Source organism: Ruegeria sp. N7, from assembly GCF_056531345.1.
The window spans coordinates 97,512-118,006 of sequence record NZ_JBQFLR010000007.1 but is presented as its reverse complement, the minus strand read 5'-3'; the positions used below and the strand labels follow the sequence as shown (position 1 = coordinate 118,006).

Here is a 20,495-nt window from a genome sequence, read left to right as displayed (position 1 = left end):
CTGTCACTGGCCAGGGCCGGCCTGCCAAAGAAAAAGTATAAGCAAATTGGCCCAATTGGCTGCACAGTATCCGATTTTTGAATAAAAATCACGATGGCAGTGATGTTGGGTTTAGGCCGTCCGCTCCGGCAGGCAAATATGCGGTGCACCTTATGCACCGAAGGGGGCCGAAAAGCTGTCGGATTTCAGGCTGATCTTCCGTTTAATCGGCGAACAGGTAGTCCAGCCGCATAACCGCGCTGGCCTTTTCTTCGTCCACCCCTAGAAATTCGGATATGACAGCTACGTTTTCGGCGCGCTGGGTGGTTTCCCGCAGTCGCAGGTAATTGTCCAAACCGGCGGCGCGGATTTGTTGGGACTCGTAACTCAGATCGTTGCGAAGTGTCGGCAGCAGATGGGAAACAGTCTCGACCGGGCTGTTGTCCCCCGCCAAGCCGACGCGGCGCGCATGTCCGATCAGGTATTCGTCCGAATATTCGCATTCGACCTCAAGCACATGGGTTTTGGCCTGATCACCGCTGAAATCCTGAACTACGTCCAGATTGGCCGGGTCGAGGCACAGAACCAACTGGTTTGATCCGAAACTTTCGAAAAGCATTCGTACAACGGCTCGCCGATGGCGCGAGCGCTTGGTCAGCGTCGTTTCAATACCGCCCAGATCAGGCAGTTGAGTTTCCTCTTCGTTAAACAGGTATTCGACGCAGGGGATATCTGTTTCAGACGCGATCTGATCGACCAGCCTTTTGGCGACATGCCACTTCTTGCACACGATCACAAACAGCTCTCGGTCGGGGCCCAGAACACTTCCGGCCTCCCAGAAACGTTGCCCGAACCGGCGCCCGATGCGCCCCCGGCCGGCCAGAAACGCATACAGACTGCGCCCCTCGTTCGAGATGGAAAAATCGATGCCCTCACTCGCGTAAAGTGAGCCGAGACGCTCTTTCAGTTCATGCGCCTCTGGGCTGATCTTGCGGGCAAACAAATAGTCCTGACCCAGAAGCATGTCATAGTGATCGTTGTAGAACGTGACGGGCATTCCATAATCCGAAAACATCAGGAATGTCGGTGTACGGTTTTCGATTTCACCCTTCGGGATCAGATGGCGTACCAGCGTTTGAAAGAAGGTTTCATCGGGTATCCAGGTGGTCGCAAAAAACCGGATCACGTCCCTGCGCTGTCGCAGGAAGTCCAGAATCATCTCGACCGTTCGGCGGCGCAGACACCACCATTGGCTGCCTATCATAACCTGAAGGTCTTCGGGAATTCGCCGCGTCAGCCCGAAACGCTTCTGCGTTTCATAGGCAGCGTAGAATAGTTTCGGCTGGGTGCGTTCATTGAAATAATGGCGATAGATTAGCCGGTCTTCTTTCATGCCGGTCTTGATCCAGTCGCTTTCGAAAAAGTCGTGGCTTTCAATGAAATCCTTGTCGTGATTATCCAGAAACCGATGGGTGTATTCTGCCGTTTTGATCGCCATGCAATCACCGGACAGCATATAAAAATGCGTGGCGCGTGGGAAGGTTTCGACAGCAGCCTGCAGCGCGTTCAGCGTGGCCTGCACCAGCGACCACTCTCCCCAGCCGCATTTGATGCGCCTTTTTGCAAAGGTCACGTTCGGATTTTGATCCAGCGCGGAACGGATGCGCCCGTAAGCTTCGGGGCTGGCGCTGGCGTCAAAGTGGATCGCCATGCAATCGCCCGCAGCAGTCAGCTGTTCAGCCTGTGCAATGATTGCATCAGGGTCCTTATGGCACAACAATATATAGGCAATCTTAGCCATCGAGGTTAGGTAATTTCCGTTTCTGCCCGGTTTCAACCGTGATACTGAGGATGAGCGATTGAATAAACAGAATAATTTTGGTTCCTTGTTATCAAAAGCTGGCATATCGGTTTGAGACCAGACCAGCGTAGGAGGCACAGCAGATGGGTTTTCCCGGTACCTGGATGACCGAGAGCGAAAGCATGGTGTACCGCGTCGTGCCCAAATGCGCCTGCTCGACCATTGGGCAGATCATGTATTATTCGGATCACGGCCAGTTCTTTGACGGCGATATCCATGACGCCAAGGATGGTATGCACAAATGGGCCTTTGATCAGAGCCAGGACCTGATTTCCAAAAATGTGCGCGATCACGCCTCGTATTCCTTTACCTGTGTGCGCAACCCGTACACGCGTATTCTGAGCTCGTTTTTTGACAAGATCTGCGGGATCCAGCGTAACGGCAAACGGTATCGTGGCAATCTGGTGCCAACGCTGATCTACAATTACGGGATCGAAGTGGGCGGAGACGATGGCAAGGGAGAGTTTGACCAGATCGCCAGCTTTCGCCGGTTCCTGCTGTTTGCGCGTGATACCATCCGCTGGCGACGCCCGATGGACCCGGATATTCACTGGTCAGCCATGTCTGGTCACGTGTCGACCTTCATCGTGAACGGCGGTCGTTATGATCGGATCTTCTGGACCGAAGCGTTCAACGATGGGATGCAGGGGGTTCTGGATAATACCAAGCTGAAGCATTCAGTTTCGCTGTCCGAAATACCCCGATTCAACGAATCCGAAGGCCATGGACCCAAGCGCGCACATCCGGTTGAGGACTATTTCGACGACCTGTCGATGCATCTGGTCTACGAAATCTACAAGCAGGATTTCGAGTTGTTCAAATACGATTTCGAAAACCCGGCAAACAAGATGCCGATTGGCGAAATCGATCTGGACGAAATTCACGCCAAGCTGGGCGATTGATCTTAAGGCAGGATGCCCCATCCATCGTAAACGTTTCTTGCGAAACACCTGCTCTGGTTGGGTCCGAGAGCGCCTGTGGATGATCGGCTTACCGGTCCGCCACGTCAGCAGACCGATAATGCATAGGTTTAGACCTGACGCACGGCTCCTTTTGCCGCGCTGGTGGTCAGCTTGGCATAGGCCTTAAGCGCAGTAGACACCTTGCGTTTGCGCGGCGCAGCAGGCACCCAGCCCTTTGCGTCCTGTGCTTCGCGCCGGGCGGCGAGCTCTTCATCTGAGACGGCCAGATGGATCGAGCGGTTGGGGATGTCGATTTCAATTGTGTCGCCATTCTGGACCAAACCAATCTCACCGCCTTCGGCCGCCTCGGGCGAGACATGGCCGATCGACAGACCGGACGTGCCGCCCGAAAACCGCCCGTCGGTCAGCAAGGCGCAGGCTTTGCCAAGCCCCTTCGATTTCAGGTAGGATGTCGGGTACAGCATTTCCTGCATCCCCGGACCGCCACGCGGGCCTTCATAGCGGATCACCACAACATCGCCCTCTTTCACCTTGCCGGTCAGGATGTGGCTGACCGCCTGATCCTGGCTTTCGCATACATAAGCCGAGCCGGTGAATTGCAGGATATTGGCATCCACACCAGCGGTTTTCACGATACAGCCGTCACGTGCGATGTTGCCGAACAGAACCGCCAGACCGCCGTCCTGACTGAACGCGTGTTCCTTGGACCGGATCACGCCACCCTTACGATCGGTGTCCAGTTCCTTGAACCGGTTCGACTGGCTGAACGCCTGTGTGGTGCGCACACCGCCGGGGGCGGCCTTGAACAGCTCCTGTGCCTTGGGGTTGTTGGCAATGGTGATGTCCCAGTTGGCAATCGCCTCTCCCATCGTGGCCGAATGCACGGTGCTGCATTCGTTGTGCAGCAGGCCCGCGCGGCTGAGCTCACCCAGGATCGAGAAGATACCACCGGCACGGTGGACGTCTTCCATATGCACATTTTCGGTGTTGGGCGCGACTTTGCAGAGGCAGGGAACGCGACGGCTGAGGCGGTCCATATCGGCCATGGTGAAGTCAACTTCACCCTCATGCGCGATGGCCAGCAGGTGCAGCACCGTGTTGGTCGATCCACCCATGGCGATATCAAGGCTCATGGCATTTTCGAACGCATCAAAGGTGGCAATCTCACGGGGCAGAAAGCCTTTTTCATCCAGATCGTAATGGCGCTTGGTGATCTCGACGATCCTGCGGCCGGCTTCAAGGAACAGTTCTTTGCGGTCTGCGTGCGTCGCCAGAGTCGAGCCGTTACCCGGCAGGGCCAGACCCAGTGCCTCAGCCAGACAATTCATCGAATTCGCGGTGAACATGCCCGAACATGAACCACATGTGGGGCAGGCGTTTTCTTCGATGTGCTGAACCTGTTCGTCAGTGAACTTGTCGTTCGCAGCGGCCACCATAGCGTCCACAAGGTCAATCTTCTTGGCCTCCAGATCGGCGATGTCGATCTTGCCCGCTTCCATCGGACCGCCTGAGACGAAAATGGCCGGGATGTTCAGACGCATGGCGGCCATCAGCATGCCGGGAGTGATCTTGTCGCAGTTCGAAATGCAGACCATAGCGTCCGCACAATGGGCGTTGACCATATATTCGACCGAATCCGCGATCACTTCGCGTGAGGGCAGCGAATACAGCATCCCGTCATGGCCCATGGCGATACCGTCATCCACGGCGATCGTGTTGAACTCTTTCGCCACGCCACCTGCTGCTTCGACCTCGCGCGCGACCATCTGGCCCAGGTCCTTCAGATGCACGTGACCCGGCACAAACTGGGTGAACGAGTTGACGATGGCGATGATCGGTTTGCCGAAATCGTCGTCACCCATGCCTGTGGCCCGCCAAAGGCCACGTGCGCCAGCCATGTTGCGGCCATGGGTAGAGGTTCTGGATCGGTACAATGGCATGATGCTGTTTTCCCTGTTGCCTCGGGTTGCATAATTCGGGGTTCGTACGTTATAGCGCACGTAGCACATGTGCGTTATAACGTACAAGGTAAATCGCAGGGCGCGGGTATGGCTATGGACGACATTACGCTGAAATTACGGGATGTGCGGACAGCCTCGGGGTTGAGCCTGTCCAAAGTCGCCGAGATGACCGGGGTCAGCAAAGCCATGCTGGGTCAGATTGAGCGCGGCGAATCGAGCCCAACGATCGCCACGCTTTGGAAAATCGCCAAGGGTTTTCAAATACCGCTCAGCGGGCTGATCGACACGACGCTGGGCGATCCATCGGTCTTTCAGACCGTAACCTTTCCCGGCAGTATCGAGGTCAAGATCGTCTTTCCCTTCGATCCCGCACTGGGTGCCGAAACCTTTCACGTGAACCTTGACGCAAACCAAAGCCACGAATCCCCGGCTCATGCCGCCGGGGTGACCGAGGAAGTGTTTGTCCTCAGCGGTACTTTGGAAATCCTGCGTGGCGAGGAATGGGTTCCCTTGCAGGCCGGGCAGGGGTTGCGCTTTGCTGCGGACCTGCCGCACGGATATCGCGCCGGTTCGCAGGGGGCTGCGTTTCTGAATATGCATCACTACGCCCAACACACAGAAACTCCTGAAATTGGTAAGGCACCTTAATGACTGCCATTTTTGACACTCTTACCATCGTGGATGCCATCGGCTCATTCGGGGCGCTGATCGTGGTGGCCGCGTATTTCGCGACGCAGATGCGGATGATGAATTCCGATGATCTGGCCTTTCCGGTGATCAACCTGCTGGGGTCTGTCCTGATCGTCTTTTCGCTGCTTGAGAATTTCAATCTGGCTTCGATGCTGATCGAAGGCTTCTGGATTGTGATCAGCATCATCGGCATCATCCAGCATTTCCGCCTGCGCAAGGCGCGATAAATCCAGAGGTTCACAAGCGCTAGCGCTATCCAGCCTTGAACGCCCATGCCACGGGGTATAGGGAAACCCCAAGCTCGCTTAGGGGAGGCTTTGATGCAGGACGATCCGAAAACCCTCGTATCCACCGAATGGCTGGCCGCGCATATGAAAGACCCGGATCTGCGGATTCTGGACGGGTCGTGGTATTTGCCCGCGCAAAACCGTGATGCCAAGGCCGAATATGATGCCGGGCATATCCCCGGAGCACGGTTCTTCGATATTGATGAGATATCAGATCACCGTTCCGACCTGCCTCATATGGCACCACCGGTCGAAAAATTCATGTCACGCCTGCGGGCCATGGGTGTCGGTGATGGTCATCAGGTTGTGGTTTATGATGGTGCCGGGCTGATGTCCGCAGCGCGCGTTTGGTGGCTGTTCCGTCTTATGGGGCAGGAAAACATCGCGGTTCTGGATGGGGGGTTGCCAAAATGGCAGGCCGAGGGGCGCGAGATCGAGGATCTGCCTCCGGTCATTCGCGACCGCCACATGACTGTTCGCGTGCAAAACCAGCTTGTCCGGGACGTCACGCAAGTTTCCGCCGCCGCCAAGCTGGCAGATCACGAGATCATCGATGCCCGCTCGGCCGACCGGTTTGCCGGAACCGCACCCGAGCCGCGCGAAGGGCTGCGTTCGGGCCATATTCCCGGCTCGCGGAATGTGCCCTTTGGGCAGTTGTTGAACGCCAACGGAACAATGAAGTCGCCCGAGGACTGCCGCGCCATATTCGAGGCTGCAGGTGTCGATCTGTCGAAACCGGTGATCACCTCTTGCGGGTCTGGCGTCACGGCCGCGATTCTCAGCCTTGCGTTGGAACGCATGGGCAAGAAAGACCACTCGCTTTATGACGGCTCCTGGGCTGAATGGGGTGCCTTCCCGACCCTGCCCGTCGCAACCGGAGAGAACTGATGTTCGAGAACCTGAAACCGCAGCCCGCCGACAAGATTCTGGCGCTGATGCAGATGTACCGCGAAGACCCGCGCGATCAGAAGATCGATCTGGGTGTTGGTGTCTACAAGAATGCCGAAGGCGTGACGCCGGTGATGCGCGCGGTGAAAGCCGCCGAAAAGCGCATCTGGGAAGAACAGGAAACAAAGGCCTATACCGGTCTGGCCGGTGATCCGGCCTATGCGGATGTGATGATCGGTTTGATTTTGGGTACTTCTGTGCCACGCGGCAACATCGCCGCAGTAGCGACACCCGGCGGCACCGGTGCCTGCCGTCAGGCGTTCGAGTTGATCCGGATGGCGAACCCTTCGGCACGTGTGTTTGTGTCGAACCCGACCTGGCCCAACCATCTGTCGATCCTGAATTATCTGGGGATGGAAACGGTTCAGTATCGTTACTTCGATGAAGACACTCGGGGCGCCGATTTCGATGGGATGATCGCAGACCTGAAAACTGCCAAAGCGGGTGACGTGGTTTTGCTGCATGGCTGCTGCCACAATCCGACCGGTGCCAATCTGAATATGGTGCAATGGCAGGAGGTCGTGAACCTGATCAATGCGCTGGGCCTCGTTGCGATGATCGACATTGCTTATCAGGGCTTTGGTGACGGTCTGGAAGAGGATGCGCAAGGCGTGCGACTGGTGGCCTCATCGGTAAAGGAATGTCTGATTGCGGCGTCATGTTCGAAAAACTTCGGCGTCTATCGTGAGCGCACCGGGTTGCTGATGGCCGTCAGTGACAACGCGGCTGAAACGGCGTTGAATCAGGCCACTCTGGCGTTTTTGAATCGCCAGAACTACTCCTTCCCGCCGGATCACGGCGCGCGCGTGGTGACGACCATTCTTATGGATGAGGCGTTGCGGGCAGACTGGGCAACTGAGCTGGAAGAGGTTCGCCTGTCCATGCTGGGCCTGCGCCAGCAACTGGCTGACGAGTTGCAGCGTCTGGCCGGATCCGACCGGTTTGGGTTCATCGCCCAGCACCGCGGCATGTTCTCGCGCTTGGGTGCGGCCCCGGAACTGGTCGAGAAACTGCGCGTTGAACACGGTATCTACATGGTCGGCGACAGTCGCCTGAACATTGCCGGGCTGAACGCAGCGACTGTGCCGATTTTGGCCAAAGCAATAGTGGATGTTGGGGTGTAGACGCAGACGCGACATTTGAAACGAAAACCCGGGCACGAACGCCCGGGTTTTTTGTCAGGTGAAGGCAAGGCTTAGCCTTTCGAGAATTCGGGGTATGCTTCCATTCCCAGTTCAGCCATGTCGAGGCCGTTGATCTCATCCTCTTCGCTGACACGGATGCCGACGGTGGATTTCAGGATCGTCCACAGGATCAGTGCGCCGACAAAGGTGAAAACGCCGTATGCGACGATGCCCAGAAGCTGCGAGCCCAGGCTCGCGTCACCGTAGAAAATGACGGCGATGGTGCCCCAGATGCCACAGAACAGGTGAACCGGGATGGCACCGACAACATCATCGATCTTGAACTTGTCCAGCATCGGGACCGCGAAGACCACGATAATACCACCCACGGCACCGATCCACAGGGCACCGAACAGGGTTGGGGCCAGCGGTTCGGCCGTGATCGAGACCAGACCCGCCAGCGCGCCGTTCAGCACCATCGTCAGGTCGGGCTTCCTGTACAGAACCTGAGTCAGGATCAGCGCTGCAACCGAGCCCGAAGCAGCCGCCATGTTGGTGTTGGCAAAGATGCGTGACACGTCCGATACATCACCCACTGTTCCCATCGCCAGCTGCGAGCCGCCGTTGAATCCGAACCAACCCAGCCACAGGATGAACGTTCCTAGGGTCGCCAGCGCCAGGTTAGAGCCGGGCATCGGGTGAACTTTGCCATCTTTGTACTTGCCGATCCGCGGGCCCAGGATAAGGGCCCCTGCCAGCGCAGCCCAGCCACCGACCGAGTGTACGATGGTCGAACCGGCAAAGTCCGCGAAGCCCTTGGCATCCAGCCAGCCGCCGCCCCATTTCCATGAACCGGAAATCGGGTACATGATGCCTGTCAGCACGATGACGAAGATCAGAAAGGGCCAAAGCTTGATCCGTTCCGCCACGGCGCCGGAAACGATGGATGCGGTCGCGGCCACGAACACAAGCTGGAAGAAGAAGTCTGAACCGACCGAAGCATAGTCCAGTGCCGCATCCGCCGGCGCAACACCAACCGCATCAAGCGTTGTGGTCGAGAAGAACGGGCCAAGCCAGCCCGTGATGGACCAACCGTCGCCGGGATACATCAGGTTGAACCCGATCAGCCAGTACATGATTGCGGCAAATGAAAACAATGCCACGTTCTTGATCATCTGCATGGCAACGTTCTTGGATCGTACCAGACCGCCTTCCAGCATGGCGAAACCTGCGGCCATGAAGAAAACAAGAAAGCCCGCCATCAGAAACAGCAGCGTGGTAAAGATATACTGGGTGTGCTGTGCCGCTTCGCCGGTTGCGGCGGCCTCTTGCGTAAGACCCATCTGCGGCAGCGCAACAATGGCGGCGGCAGGGATGAGAGATTTCATCAGGTTCATTGTCAGTCCTCGAATGATTGTGAGTGGGCGCACTTACAGCGCGTCCTCGTTGGTTTCCCCGGTACGCACACGCATCGCCTGTTCGACATCGAGGACAAAAATCTTGCCGTCACCGATCTTGCCGGTTTTGGCGGTTTTGGTGATGGTCTCGACGATCTGGTCGGCCATTGTCGCAGGCACCACGATCTCAAGCTTGATCTTGGGCACGAAGTTCACCGCATATTCGGCACCACGATAGATTTCGGTGTGACCGGACTGCGAGCCGAAGCCCTTGATCTCGGTTACCATCATGCCGCGCACGCCAGCCTCGGTCAGTGCTTCGCGCACCTCCTCCAGCTTGAACGGCTTGATTGTCGCAATGATCAGTTTCACGTCTTTCCCCTCTGATTGTCCGGTGGGACCGGCTTGTTTGCACCTGCAGAAAAAAAGCGCGCCGCGGCGCAGTAAGAAACGCTTTCGGGGCCAAAACCTGTCGGAAAATAATGCGAAGTTGCACAATTTTTGCACAACACAGTCGTTGCGACTAATAATTGAGCACTATAGAGAGGGGAAATTCCGGAAATTCGGACCTCTACATACTGCGGTTGTCGAGGTATGGTGACCAAAAAGTATAACCGGGCAGAGATTGAGCATGACTGAGTCCAAGCGCCGCAAGCCGACATTGGTCGCGGATAGACGGTACCCTTCAAAGGGCCGAAAACCGGCGGCGACCAAAAGCGCGGCGGGCAAGAAATCGACGGCGCGCAAAACGGCCACGCGCAAAACCACACGCAGGAAAACCCGCAAGTCATCAGGGGGCAAAGGCGGGGGTATCTTTCGTCGCTTGTTCCGATGGATCTGGCGGCTGATCTGGGGCTTGACCTGGCGTGTCGGTGCGGTTTCGGCCATGCTGCTCGCGCTGGCGGTGGGTATCGTTTACGCAACCTTGCCGGATGTGGATGCCTTGCTAGATGGGCGCGCGCGGGGTTCCGTGACCTTGCTGGATCGTGACGGCAAGGTCTTTGCCTGGCGTGGCGATCAGTTTGGTGGCGTGATCACAGCCGATACCGTGTCTCCACATCTGAAAAACGCGGTTGTCGCAACCGAAGACAAACGATTTTACCGGCATTTCGGGGTCAGCCCGCGTGGTGTCGCCAGCGCGGTCAGCATCAACCTGAAAGAAGGCCGAGGGCCTTTGTCCGGGCATGGCGGATCGACGATCACGCAACAGACCGCGAAACTGCTGTGTCTGGGTGTTCCCTATGATCCCGGCGATTGGGATTCCGAGGCCGCGTATGAGGCCGACTGCCGTCAGGGCTCCTTGTGGCGCAAGGCCAAGGAGGCTGTCTATGCGCTGGCAATGGAGGTGAAATACTCCAAGGACGAGGTCCTGACGATCTACCTGAACCGCGCCTTTCTTGGCGCAGGCGCGCGTGGGTTCGAAGCCGCAAGCCAGCGCTACTTTGGAAAATCTGCCGCCGAGGTTTCGCCCGCAGAGGCCGCGATGCTGGCTGGTCTGCTGGTTGCGCCTACACGCTATGCGCCGACCAACAACCTGCAACGGTCTCAGGATCGGGCGCGGCTGGTTATCGGTCTGATGGAGGATCAGGGATATCTGACCGCCGCACAAGCCAGCGAAGCGCGTACGCGCCCGGCGCAACTGTCTGAAGCGGCTGCTGCCCGAGCGGGCGGCTATTTCGCAGATTGGGTTGTTTCGGAACTTCCCAGTTATTTTGGCGACAACACAACCGAAGATGTTGTGATTCAGACGACTTTGGATCAGCGGATTCAGCGATCGGCGGAAGAGGCTTTGCAATTCATCTTTCAGGAAAAGGTGCGCGAAGGCTCCAAGGCGCAGGCGGCCATCGTGGTTATGTCCGCGGACGGAGCGGTAAGAGCCATGGTCGGCGGCCGAGAAACACGGGTTGCCGGGGTGTTCAACCGGGCCACCATCGCCAAGCGCCAAACCGGTTCGTCCTTCAAACCTTTTGTCTACGCCACCGCGCTGGAACTCGGCTATTCGCCGCTGGATACGGTGATGGATGAACCTTACTGCGTGGACATTCCCGGGTCCGGTCAATGGTGCCCCAAGAACTATACCAACAAGTACTACGGGCGCGTGTCACTGGCGGATGCGTTGAAGAACTCGCTGAATATTCCGGCGGTGAAAGTTGCCGAGATTTCGGGTTTGGATAACGTCCGCACCGTGGCCAGTGGTTTTGGCATTGCCAGCGATCTGGCGCAAGGTCCGGCCTTGGCGCTGGGCGCGTCGGAAAGCACGCTGATTGAGATGACGGGGGCTTATGCAGGTATTCTGAACGGCGGCTCTGCCGTTGAACCTTATGGCCTGACCGAGTTGAAGCTACTGGGTGATGAAGCACCTGTCATGGTTACGACAACCGGTATCGGTGAACGGGTGATTAACGACGCGGCTGCCAAACAGCTGACATGGATGATGGAACGTGTGGTGTCCGAGGGCACAGGTGGACGGGCCAAGTTGCCCGGCTGGCAGGTGGCGGGCAAAACGGGCACAACCCAGGCGGCGCGGGATGCATGGTTCATCGGGTTTACTGCGGATTACGTAACCGGCGTTTGGATGGGCTACGACGACAACACGCCCCTATCTGGTGTGACCGGTGGAGGTTTGCCCGCGGAAATCTGGAGAGAAACCATGCTGCGAGTCACCGAAGGGATGACACCGACACCCTTGCCGATGATGGCACCAGCGCCGCCGGTTCAGGTCGCACAGCCACAACCGCGCCGAAAGCGCGGAGGCTTTGCCGATGATATCAACAATCTTCTGAAGAATATTTTCGGTGGAAACTAGAGCCTTCTCTGAGGGAAAAAACGAAAAAAGGCGGTGCATCGGGCACCGCCTTTTGTCATTTCGCTGTTTCGTGTTTCAGACGCTGGCATCCAAGGCCGCAAGGATCGCGTCGCCCATTTCAGTGGTTGATACGGGCTGAACGCCCTCATCTGCAAGCAGGTCGCCGGTGCGTACACCATCGGCCAGTACTTTCTCGATCGCGGCCTCCAGACGATCCGCTTCTTCGCCCTGATCAAAGCTGTAGCGCAGGGCCATAGCAAAGCTGAGGATACAGGCGATCGGGTTGGCTTTGCCCTGACCGGCGATATCCGGGGCCGAGCCATGGACGGGTTCATACATTGCCTTGGGCCGACCATTAGCCATCGGCGCGCCCAGAGAGGCCGAAGGCAACATGCCCAGCGACCCGGTCAGCATCGCGGCGCAGTCGGACAGGATGTCACCGAACAGGTTGTCGGTCAGGATCACATCAAACTGTTTCGGTGCGCGCACAAGCTGCATCGCGCCGTTGTCAGCGTACATATGGCTCAGCTCAACTTCGGGGTAGTCCGCTGCGACGCGGGTGACGACTTCGCGCCACAGGATGCCCGATTCCATGACGTTGGCTTTTTCCATCGAGCACAGCTTTTTGTTGCGGCGCATTGCCAGTTCAAAAGCCGAGCGCGCGGCGCGTTCGATCTCGGATTCGGTGTAACGCTGGGTGTTGATGCCGACGCGTTCGTTGCCTTCCTCGAAGATGCCGCGCGGCTCACCGAAATAGACGCCCGACGTCAGTTCGCGCACGATCATGATATCCAGACCGGCAACGATGTCTTTCTTCAGCGAAGAGAAATCGGCAAGCGCGTCAAAACACTGCGCGGGGCGCAGGTTCGAATACAGGTCCATTTCCTTACGCAGGCGCAGCAGGCCACGTTCGGGTTTCAGGCTGAAATCCAGATCGTCGTATTTCGGACCGCCGACGGCGCCCAGCAGAACCGCGTCAACCTCTTGCGCCTTTGCCATGGTCTCATCGGACAGAGGCTTGCCGTGGGCGTCATAGGCGGCACCACCCACCAGGTCCTCGCTCACGTCAAATTGAAGACCACGATTGGCACCGAACCAATCGATGATTCTGCGCACTTCGGCCATAACTTCTGGGCCAATTCCGTCTCCGGGCAGGATGAGGAGCGAGGGGTTGGGCATGAAGGGTCTCCTTGCGTTTTGTTGCACAGGCCCTAGCGTCTGCGCAGCATCGGGTCAATGAGACAGACCTGTCAAAACACAAGGAAAACACATGCTGACACCCGGAAATCTGGTTCCTGCGCTGAAAATTGAAACTGTCGCCCATGGCAGTTTCGACCTCGAGACCAACAAGGGCGAAAACGGAACGCTGGTGATTCAATATCGCGGATTGCATTGCCCGATCTGCATCAGGCAGATGACCGAGGCCGAGGCGGCGCTGGACGATTTCGCGGCGCTGGGTGTCGAGGTTATCATGATCACCACCGATACCGCCGAACGTGCCGCTGAAACCGCAGCAAAAGCCAATGTTTCCCGCCTGCGTGTAGGCCACAGCCTGCCCCTGTCTGAGGCACGGGAGGGTTGGGGGCTGAACATCTCGACCAGGCGCGAAGGCAGTGCCGAACCAGACCTGTTCGCAGAGCCCGGACATTTTTACATCGCACCTGACCGGACGCTTTATTTTGGGTGGCAGCAGACCACGCCTTTTGGACGTCCGTCGATGTCGGATATCGCAGGTGGTCTGAAGTTCACTTTGGGCAATAACTACCCGGCGCGCGGAACGTATACGGGCCCTCTTTGATCCTCAGAGGCTGGCCTTGAGCCCTTCTGCCAGCAAATCCCAGACCCTGCGGATACGTGGGGTCTGGCGCATGGCCTGCGGCGCAGCCAACCACACGGGCAGAACCGGGATTTCAACATCCAGCGGCAAGATTTCGACATCCGGGTCGGCTTCGGCCATCTGGACCTGACTGAAGCCAATGCCGCATCCCGCGCGGATCAGTTCCCAATAGGCGCTTTGCAGATCGCAGCGGGTCGCAAAACTGTTGCGGCTTGCGGGCCATCCTTTTTCGCGCATGGCCTTGATGATTTCCTGATTGGCGTCAAACCCCACAAGGTCGTGGGAAAAAAGTTCCTCGGGTGTCTTGGGGCGTCCCTTACGGTCGAGATAGGACCTGGCCGCGCAAAAGCATAACGGCACCTCGCCCAGATAACGCGAAATGATATCCATCTGCGCGGGGCGATACATGCGAACGGCAATATCTGCCTCGCGGTATAACAGGTTTTCCGTGGTATCGGTGGCGACCAGCTCAAGTTGAATGGCGGGTTCCTGCCTTCGGATATTCGCCAGAATCGGAGGCAGCAGATGATGCGATGCGAAGACCGAAGCGGTGATGCGGACCGAGCCTTCAAGCTGCTGCGACTGCCCTGCGGCGGCAAGGCTGAAGGCAGTCATGGCGCTGTGCATTTGCTGCGCCATCGGCAAGAGCTGGGAACCTGCCACGCTTAGTTTCAGGCCGCGCGCGTGGCGGTCGAACAAGGATACGCCCAGTTCGGTCTCAAGGCTTTGTACTTGCCGCCCCAATGTGGGTTGGCTGCGATCAAGGTGCCGAGCAGCGGCAGACAGGGATCCTGTTTCGGCCACGGCCAGAAAGCTTTGGATCAGAGACCAATCCGCATGCGTCAGTGCTTTATCCATTCATAATTGAATACACATTCTACATTTCCCGGCAATTCCATACGTGCATTGAATGGATAGATTGGTCCGAAACAGGAGGTATCAATGACACAAACTGCTCTGATACTCGGCGCGTCGGGCCGGTTTGGGCGTAATGCTGCAAAGGCGTTTCGGAATGCGGGTTGGACCGTGCAGACATTCCGTCGCGGGTCCGATTCTCTTTCCCAGGCGGCAAAAGGGGTGGATGTCATCGTAAATGGGTGGAACCCGCTCTATCCTGATTGGTCGCGTGAAATGCCCGACCTTACCAGACGTGTGATAGATGCCGCGTCCGAGACCGGAGCCACCGTACTGGTTCCAGGCAACGTCTATGTGTTTGGAGCGGACACGCAAGGCCCATGGTCCGGGAGTACACCGCACTTGGCCACCAATCCGCTTGGCCGCATCCGGATCGAGATGGAGGAGACGTATCGCGCCTCAACCGTCCGTACGATCCTTCTGCGTGCGGGTGATTTCATTGACACCGAGGCATCTGGAAACTGGTTCGATCAGGTCATGATCAAGCATCTGTCGCGCAATCAATTCGTGTATCCCGGAGATCCAGAAGCTTTGCACGCCTGGGCCTATCTGCCTGATTTGGCCCAAGCTGCCGTCGCGCTGTGTGAAATTCGAAAGGATCTGCCGCGGTTCTGCGATGTTCCTTTTGCTGGCTACACTCTGACCGGAACTCAGATCGCGCAGTCTTTGACGAGAGTGACCGGACGCGACATATCCGTGAAGCCGATGCAATGGTGGCCATTGCAGCTGGCGCGACCATTCTGGCGCATGTCTTCACACCTGATTGAAATGCGGTATCTGTGGCAGGTGCCACACCAGTTGGACGGATCGTACCTGACCGAGTTACTGGGTTCTGAGCATCAGACCGATCTGGATGATGCATTGCGTTCTGCAATCTCACCTAACCTGGTGACTTTGTCCTATGCGACCCCAGAGTCGATCATGCCTTAAGGCAGGGTGACGTCAACCCAGACCAATCGGTGCCTGCTGGCACGTAGGGCAGATTCGTAAAGCTTGTTGCCTTTTTCCGGCCACGTCACACCGGCATCCGAAATGCGCAGGTCGGCGGACGGCAACACATAATCCACGCGCATTTCACCCGTGGCCTTCCAAGCGACCGTTGAGGTCGAGCCTGAAGGGTCTTTCGGCAGCGGGTCTTGCAAACGGGGATGGGTCAGAAGGGACTGAATGGCCTGTTTACGGCCCTCTCCACGCGTTGGATCAAGGTTGGCATCGCCGGCGATCACAAAGGCACCTTCGGGGACTGGCTCCAGTTCACCGTTCAATATTACGGACCAGAGCCGGATCTCATCCTGATTGCGCAACCCGTTTCGATCCTCGGGCCCATCGAAAACGGGCGGCGCCGCATGAAAGGTCATGAGATTGAGCCGCCCATACGGGGTTTCGATCGGTACAACCCAATGTGCAGTCGAAGACAAGCGTTGTATCTGATGTGCCGCGTCAGACGGGAAGGGTTGCCCGTTTACGCCAGGCAGGGTGGCGCCCGGTAAACTGCGCCACAACAGCGCAGAATAATCCTGAACCTCAGCTGTGATAATTTCGTATCGTGATAACACCGCCAGCCCACCTTGACCTGTGAACTGGCCCCAGCCTTGGGCGTCGCCGGGGCCTTGGGCCTTGCTATCGCCGTCCAGGTCAAGCGAGGTTTCCAGCCCGGCATTGGGTTGTGTGGCAAGGTAATATCCGTAATCAAGCCCCGCGTTGCGCAGTTTCCCGGTCAGGGCTGTTACAGCGGTATTGTTCAGGTCCCAGTCGATACCCTGAAGGGCGATGATGTCAGGGCGCGCGGCTAAGATAACGTCGACAACGGCCAGAACTTGCGCGTCATCGCGTTGAATGTCGCGAACCAGTAGGCCGGGACCTTTTCTGCTGAGCTCGGTATTATAGGTGGCGATACGCACGACTTCTGCCTGTGCCGCAAAGGGCAGCCATAGCAGACACAAGATGCGGATCATGCGGTCTGTGTTGACTCGCTGGTCGAATAGGCGCGGCGTTTTTCCATGATCAAGCCCGCGATCCTGAGGGTCGCCATGCCGCGCATGATCATGCTGGCGGGCAGGAAGGCCCATGCGCTCATGGTCCAGATCAAGGTCTGTGGGTTCCCGAGAGAGATCGGGGCGATCACACTGCTCATCAACTTGATTATCGCCGGAATGAGGAATGGCAGCAGAATGCCGATACAGATGTTCAGGCGGCCATCCCGTTGAAGGCGCGTAACGACATCGCCCCCTTTGGTCGGGTCAAACAGCGGCAGGTTTGTCCAAACATTGAAGGCGCCATTTCCGGTTGGCCATCCCCGAACCCTGACCGCATAGGCAAAGCTGACAATCGTGACCAATGCCGCGACATAAGCCACGCTGGCCGTGATGCGGACCAGTTCAATCAAGGCGTGGCTGGCATCCGGGGGCAACATCAACACGATGAGGCGCACCGGAGAATAGGGGAAGTCCACCACATTTGCGACAGCCAAACCAACCGAATAAGAGAATGTGGTCAACTGCGTTGGTTCAAAGGCGTTTTTGCAGATCAGCGTCAGAAAGGTGACCATCGACATCAGGCCGACAAACCGAAGGCGATTGACCGGGGGCGCGTCGCGGAATTCGATGAAGCTGGGAAAGGCGGAATTGTATTCGGCAAAGGTCAGGATAAACGCGAGGATCGCGAGAAAGACCAGTATCTCGGTCCCGTTCGTAGATGAGACAGGCAGGTACAACGCAGGTGTCAGCACCATAAGTGCAACAAGTATACCGCGTATCGCCGCCCCTGTTGTGCGCGCAATCACTATCCGAACCCTTTTTCAAACCGGATCAGCCGATCTTTGTCGACTTGTTTCCAACTTGTGCCCGTCGCTTCGTCTGACGTTGACGGATGCCTCTTTAGCGCCAACATGAACGATAAGCGGCATTTTGCTCAAGCCGAGGTGCAGAAAACACGGGATTTCGGGCAAAAAGATGGCGCAACTGGTGCGGTATTGCATCATTTTCGACGCAAATCCGACGTGTATCTCAAATTGATACCCACATGTTGTGGTTTGCGAAAAATCAACCCCAAGAATGCGAGCGGGGCCGCCTTGGCGACCCCGTCAGGTTGAGTATCCACAGATTCGTCCCCAGAATCACACCCAGGGACGGGCCTGACTGGCGTGATCCTCGAACTTGTCGATGTGATGATCTTTTTCCATCGTTAGCCCGATATCATCCAGACCATTCAGCAGGCAGTGCTTGCGGTGAGGATCGATTTCGAAATCGATCACGACGCCGTCCGATGTGGTGATCTGCTGGTCTTCCAGATGTACGGTCATGCGGGCGTTTTCGCCTTTATGCGCATCATCCATAAGGATCGCGTGGTGTTCTGCCTCGACAACGATCGGCAGAATGCCGTTCTTGAAACAGTTGTTGAAGAAGATGTCGGCAAAACTGGTCGAGATCACGACCTTGATGCCGAAATCCTTGATCGCCCAGGGCGCATGTTCGCGTGAGGACCCACAGCCGAAGTTGTCGCCTGCAACCAGAATCTCGGCCTCGCGATAGGCAGGCTTGTTCAGGATGAATTCTTCATTCTCCTGACCGTCATCGTGATAGCGCATCTCGTCGAACAGAACGACGCCCAGGCCGGACCGTTTGATTGTTTTCAGGTGTACTTTCGGGATGATCATATCGGTGTCGATATTGATCAGCGGCATTGGGGCGGCCACCCCGTGGACTTTTTCAAACTTATCCATGTTCACACTCCTGCGGGAGAGGGCCGCGCCCAGACCCCGCGTTAAGCTTGTTTCGTTTCTTTTGGTGCGTCCTTGACGAAGAACGCCATGAAGACAAGGCCGAGCCCGTTAAAGATCATCTCGATCCCCAGCAGGATGCCCAGCAATTGCAGCAGCACCGAAGGATCCATCGCGGCAAAGCGCCAGATCAGGATCGCCAGAACAATCGACATGATGCCCGAGACCAGCGTCGCCCAGAAATACTGTGTTCCGCGCATCTGGAACGACAGGATCACGCGGGCAATGCCGCCAGCCATGAACAGGATCAGGCAGACGGTTGCCAGTGTCAGCGTTCCTTGCAGTGGGTGATCCAGAAAGGACCAGCCCAGAAACAGCATCACGACACCCATGATAAGTGACAGTATCTTGTTGCCGGTCCCTTCAACTGTGAAGCCGCCAACAACCTGCAATGCGCCCGAAATCAACAGCAATACACCTGTGACCACCGTCACGGTAATTGATGCCACGACCGGTGCGCCCAGCACAAAGATGCCGAACACGATGGACAGAAGTCCAAGCAATAGCCATTTTGTCCAGTCACTCATGTCTTCAATCCCTCAAATATCCAGTTATGAGGGTAGCTTACATCATTTCACGAACGTCTGTCAGCCGTCCTGTGATTGCCGCTGCGGCGGCCATTGCCGGGCTTAGCAGGTGGGTACGCCCGCCCCGGCCCTGACGGCCTTCAAAGTTGCGGTTCGAAGTCGCGGCGCAGCGTTCACCCGGTTGCAACTGGTCGGGATTCATCGCCAGACACATCGAACAGCCTGCCAGACGCCATTCGAAACCGGCTTCTTTGAAGATATTCGCCAGACCTTCTTCTTCGGCCTGTGCGCGGACCAGACCCGAGCCCGGAACGACCATGGCGCGTATGCCATCCTTGATCTTTTTGCCTTTCAGAATCTCGGCGGCGGCCCGCAGGTCTTCGATCCGGCCGTTGGTGCACGAACCGATAAAGACGGTGTCGATCTCAACTTCGCTCAGCTTCTGGCCGGCTTTCAGCCCCATGTATTCGATGGAGCGGCGGGCCGCGTCGACTTTGCCACCTTCGAAATCTTCGGGGTTCGGGACGGTTGCGGTGATCGGCAGAACGTCCTCGGGGCTGGTGCCCCAGGTCACGACCGGCGCGATGTCTTCGCCGCGCAGGGTGATGACCTTGTCGAAATGCGCGCCTTCATCAGTAAAGAGCGTTTTCCACCATGTCAGAGCCGCTTCCCACTGCGCGCCTTTCGGCGCGTGCGGGCGGCCTTTGACATATTCGAACGTTGTTTCATCCGGCGCGATCAGACCGGCACGAGCCCCGCCTTCAATCGCCATGTTGCAGACGGTCATGCGACCTTCCATTGACAGATCACGGATTGCTTCGCCGCAATACTCGATGACATAGCCGGTACCGCCAGCGGTGCCGGTCTCACCGATCACAGCCAGAGTAATGTCCTTGGCGGTCACGCCCGGTTGCAACTTGCCGGTGATTTCCACCTTCATGTTCTTGGACTTCTTCTGGATCAGCGTTTGCGTGGCCAGAACATGCTCAACCTCAGACGTGCCGATACCGTGAGCCAGCGCGCCGAATGCACCGTGAGTCGCTGTGTGGCTGTCGCCGCAGACAACGGTCATACCCGGCAGGGTCCAGCCCTGTTCCGGGCCAACGATGTGGACAATGCCCTGGCGCACGTCATTCACCGGGTAGTAGTGAATGCCGAAATCCTTGGCGTTCTTGTCCAGTGCCTCGACCTGAATGCGTGATTCCGGGTTTTCGATCCCGTTCACGCGGTCCGGTGTGGTCGGCACGTTGTGGTCCGGTACAGCGATGGTCTTTTCCGGCGCGCGCACTTTACGGCCTGCCATGCGCAGCCCTTCAAAAGCCTGCGGGCTGGTAACTTCGTGCACCAGATGGCGGTCGATATAAAGCAGGCAGGTTCCATCATCGGCTTCGTGCGCGACATGGGCATCCCAAATCTTGTCATAGAGTGTCTTGGGGGACATCGGTCCTCTCCCGTATGTAAT

At 57.3% G+C, this 20,495-nt stretch carries 19 protein-coding genes; 8 read left to right on the top strand and 11 right to left on the bottom strand.

Going from position 1 to position 20,495, the window contains the following annotated elements; genetic code table 11:
• Positions 1-202: 202 nt before the first annotated feature.
• Positions 203-1,780 (bottom strand): DUF5928 domain-containing protein, encoded by a 1,578-nt coding sequence (locus ACR0ES_RS10775; protein WP_480870602.1) that lies wholly within the window; start codon positions 1,778-1,780, stop codon positions 203-205.
• Positions 1,781-1,923: 143 nt separating this feature from the next.
• Between ACR0ES_RS10775 and ACR0ES_RS10770 the strand changes: the two genes are divergently transcribed.
• Positions 1,924-2,742 (top strand): sulfotransferase family protein, encoded by an 819-nt coding sequence (locus ACR0ES_RS10770; protein WP_209599235.1) that lies wholly within the window; start codon positions 1,924-1,926, stop codon positions 2,740-2,742.
• Positions 2,743-2,870: 128 nt separating this feature from the next.
• On the opposite strand, the gene ilvD is transcribed toward ACR0ES_RS10770, so the two are convergent.
• The gene (gene ilvD / locus ACR0ES_RS10765; protein WP_480870600.1) at positions 2,871-4,703 is read right to left on the bottom strand and encodes a dihydroxy-acid dehydratase; all 1,833 of its coding nucleotides are present in this window, start codon (positions 4,701-4,703) and stop codon (positions 2,871-2,873) included.
• Positions 4,704-4,811: 108 nt separating this feature from the next.
• On the opposite strand from ilvD, the gene ACR0ES_RS10760 reads away from it, so the two are divergent.
• The 4 genes from ACR0ES_RS10760 (at position 4,812) to ACR0ES_RS10745 (ending at position 7,773) form a co-directional block, all read left to right on the top strand.
• Positions 4,812-5,372, top strand: coding sequence for a helix-turn-helix domain-containing protein (locus ACR0ES_RS10760; RefSeq protein ID WP_209507254.1), 561 nt, complete (start codon positions 4,812-4,814; stop codon positions 5,370-5,372).
• Entirely contained in the window at positions 5,372-5,641 is a 270-nt protein-coding gene (locus ACR0ES_RS10755; RefSeq protein ID WP_209507253.1) for a CBU_0592 family membrane protein, read from the top strand. The genes ACR0ES_RS10760 and ACR0ES_RS10755 overlap by 1 nt, the downstream gene beginning before the upstream one ends.
• Before the next feature lie 93 nt (positions 5,642-5,734).
• Positions 5,735-6,589 (top strand): 3-mercaptopyruvate sulfurtransferase, encoded by an 855-nt coding sequence (gene sseA / locus ACR0ES_RS10750; RefSeq protein ID WP_480483877.1) that lies wholly within the window; start codon positions 5,735-5,737, stop codon positions 6,587-6,589.
• Positions 6,589-7,773 carry an amino acid aminotransferase gene (locus tag ACR0ES_RS10745; RefSeq protein ID WP_480870598.1) on the top strand — a complete coding sequence of 395 codons (1,185 nt, stop codon included), beginning with the start codon at positions 6,589-6,591 and terminating at the stop codon, positions 7,771-7,773. The genes sseA and ACR0ES_RS10745 overlap by 1 nt, the downstream gene beginning before the upstream one ends.
• Positions 7,774-7,844: 71 nt before the next feature.
• Here ACR0ES_RS10745 and ACR0ES_RS10740 read toward each other — a convergent pair whose 3' ends face one another.
• Positions 7,845-9,170, bottom strand: a complete 1,326-nt coding sequence (locus ACR0ES_RS10740) for an ammonium transporter (RefSeq protein ID WP_480870595.1) — start codon at positions 9,168-9,170, stop codon at positions 7,845-7,847.
• Between the two features lie 33 nt (positions 9,171-9,203).
• Positions 9,204-9,542 carry a P-II family nitrogen regulator gene (locus tag ACR0ES_RS10735; RefSeq protein WP_209507249.1) on the bottom strand — a complete coding sequence of 113 codons (339 nt, stop codon included), beginning with the start codon at positions 9,540-9,542 and terminating at the stop codon, positions 9,204-9,206.
• 259 nt (positions 9,543-9,801) lie between these two features.
• Between ACR0ES_RS10735 and ACR0ES_RS10730 the strand changes: the two genes are divergently transcribed.
• Positions 9,802-11,976 (top strand): transglycosylase domain-containing protein, encoded by a 2,175-nt coding sequence (locus ACR0ES_RS10730; RefSeq protein ID WP_480870592.1) that lies wholly within the window; start codon positions 9,802-9,804, stop codon positions 11,974-11,976.
• A 75-nt stretch (positions 11,977-12,051) separates the two neighbouring features.
• Here ACR0ES_RS10730 and leuB read toward each other — a convergent pair whose 3' ends face one another.
• Positions 12,052-13,155 (bottom strand): 3-isopropylmalate dehydrogenase, encoded by a 1,104-nt coding sequence (leuB, locus tag ACR0ES_RS10725; protein WP_209507247.1) that lies wholly within the window; start codon positions 13,153-13,155, stop codon positions 12,052-12,054.
• Positions 13,156-13,246: 91 nt separating this feature from the next.
• On the opposite strand from leuB, the gene ACR0ES_RS10720 reads away from it, so the two are divergent.
• Positions 13,247-13,774, top strand: coding sequence for a redoxin domain-containing protein (locus ACR0ES_RS10720; protein ID WP_267364240.1), 528 nt, complete (start codon positions 13,247-13,249; stop codon positions 13,772-13,774).
• Between the two features lie 3 nt (positions 13,775-13,777).
• Here ACR0ES_RS10720 and ACR0ES_RS10715 read toward each other — a convergent pair whose 3' ends face one another.
• Positions 13,778-14,671, bottom strand: coding sequence for a LysR family transcriptional regulator (locus ACR0ES_RS10715; RefSeq protein WP_209599231.1), 894 nt, complete (start codon positions 14,669-14,671; stop codon positions 13,778-13,780).
• Between the two features lie 84 nt (positions 14,672-14,755).
• Here ACR0ES_RS10715 and ACR0ES_RS10710 point away from each other — a divergent pair, with 84 nt between their 5' ends.
• Entirely contained in the window at positions 14,756-15,658 is a 903-nt protein-coding gene (locus tag ACR0ES_RS10710; protein WP_480773957.1) for a Rossmann-fold NAD(P)-binding domain-containing protein, read from the top strand.
• Here ACR0ES_RS10710 and ACR0ES_RS10705 read toward each other — a convergent pair.
• From ACR0ES_RS10705 to leuC, 5 genes are all read right to left on the bottom strand, one after another.
• Positions 15,655-16,683 carry an endonuclease/exonuclease/phosphatase family protein gene (locus ACR0ES_RS10705; protein ID WP_480870589.1) on the bottom strand — a complete coding sequence of 343 codons (1,029 nt, stop codon included), beginning with the start codon at positions 16,681-16,683 and terminating at the stop codon, positions 15,655-15,657. The two genes, ACR0ES_RS10710 and ACR0ES_RS10705, sit on opposite strands and share 4 nt — an antisense overlap.
• Positions 16,680-17,510 carry a hypothetical protein gene (locus tag ACR0ES_RS10700; protein WP_480474695.1) on the bottom strand — a complete coding sequence of 277 codons (831 nt, stop codon included), beginning with the start codon at positions 17,508-17,510 and terminating at the stop codon, positions 16,680-16,682. Before ACR0ES_RS10700 ends, ACR0ES_RS10705 begins: the two co-directional genes overlap by 4 nt.
• Positions 17,511-17,843: 333 nt before the next feature.
• The gene (leuD, locus tag ACR0ES_RS10695; protein WP_480773959.1) at positions 17,844-18,449 is read right to left on the bottom strand and encodes a 3-isopropylmalate dehydratase small subunit; all 606 of its coding nucleotides are present in this window, start codon (positions 18,447-18,449) and stop codon (positions 17,844-17,846) included.
• 41 nt (positions 18,450-18,490) lie between these two features.
• Positions 18,491-19,033 (bottom strand): HdeD family acid-resistance protein, encoded by a 543-nt coding sequence (locus tag ACR0ES_RS10690; RefSeq protein WP_209507240.1) that lies wholly within the window; start codon positions 19,031-19,033, stop codon positions 18,491-18,493.
• A gap of 37 nt (positions 19,034-19,070) precedes the next feature.
• Positions 19,071-20,474 (bottom strand): 3-isopropylmalate dehydratase large subunit, encoded by a 1,404-nt coding sequence (gene leuC / locus ACR0ES_RS10685; RefSeq protein WP_480773960.1) that lies wholly within the window; start codon positions 20,472-20,474, stop codon positions 19,071-19,073.
• Positions 20,475-20,495: the final 21 nt, after the last annotated feature.

Bases quoted from the DNA above. Each gene is read 5' to 3' on its own strand.
- ACR0ES_RS10775 (WP_480870602.1), bottom strand. From the start codon at position 1,780: ATGGCTAAGATTGCCTATATATTGTTGTGCCATAAGGACCCTGATGCA.
- ACR0ES_RS10770 (WP_209599235.1), top strand. From the start codon at position 1,924: ATGGGTTTTCCCGGTACCTGGATGACCGAGAGCGAAAGCATGGTGTAC.
- ilvD (WP_480870600.1), bottom strand. From the start codon at position 4,703: ATGCCATTGTACCGATCCAGAACCTCTACCCATGGCCGCAACATGGCT.
- ACR0ES_RS10760 (WP_209507254.1), top strand. From the start codon at position 4,812: ATGGCTATGGACGACATTACGCTGAAATTACGGGATGTGCGGACAGCC.
- ACR0ES_RS10755 (WP_209507253.1), top strand. From the start codon at position 5,372: ATGACTGCCATTTTTGACACTCTTACCATCGTGGATGCCATCGGCTCA.
- sseA (WP_480483877.1), top strand. From the start codon at position 5,735: ATGCAGGACGATCCGAAAACCCTCGTATCCACCGAATGGCTGGCCGCG.
- ACR0ES_RS10745 (WP_480870598.1), top strand. From the start codon at position 6,589: ATGTTCGAGAACCTGAAACCGCAGCCCGCCGACAAGATTCTGGCGCTG.
- ACR0ES_RS10740 (WP_480870595.1), bottom strand. From the start codon at position 9,170: ATGAACCTGATGAAATCTCTCATCCCTGCCGCCGCCATTGTTGCGCTG.
- ACR0ES_RS10730 (WP_480870592.1), top strand. From the start codon at position 9,802: ATGACTGAGTCCAAGCGCCGCAAGCCGACATTGGTCGCGGATAGACGG.
- leuB (WP_209507247.1), bottom strand. From the start codon at position 13,155: ATGCCCAACCCCTCGCTCCTCATCCTGCCCGGAGACGGAATTGGCCCA.
- ACR0ES_RS10720 (WP_267364240.1), top strand. From the start codon at position 13,247: ATGCTGACACCCGGAAATCTGGTTCCTGCGCTGAAAATTGAAACTGTC.
- ACR0ES_RS10715 (WP_209599231.1), bottom strand. From the start codon at position 14,671: ATGGATAAAGCACTGACGCATGCGGATTGGTCTCTGATCCAAAGCTTT.
- ACR0ES_RS10710 (WP_480773957.1), top strand. From the start codon at position 14,756: ATGACACAAACTGCTCTGATACTCGGCGCGTCGGGCCGGTTTGGGCGT.
- ACR0ES_RS10705 (WP_480870589.1), bottom strand. From the start codon at position 16,683: ATGATCCGCATCTTGTGTCTGCTATGGCTGCCCTTTGCGGCACAGGCA.
- leuD (WP_480773959.1), bottom strand. From the start codon at position 18,449: ATGGATAAGTTTGAAAAAGTCCACGGGGTGGCCGCCCCAATGCCGCTG.
- ACR0ES_RS10690 (WP_209507240.1), bottom strand. From the start codon at position 19,033: ATGAGTGACTGGACAAAATGGCTATTGCTTGGACTTCTGTCCATCGTG.
- leuC (WP_480773960.1), bottom strand. From the start codon at position 20,474: ATGTCCCCCAAGACACTCTATGACAAGATTTGGGATGCCCATGTCGCG.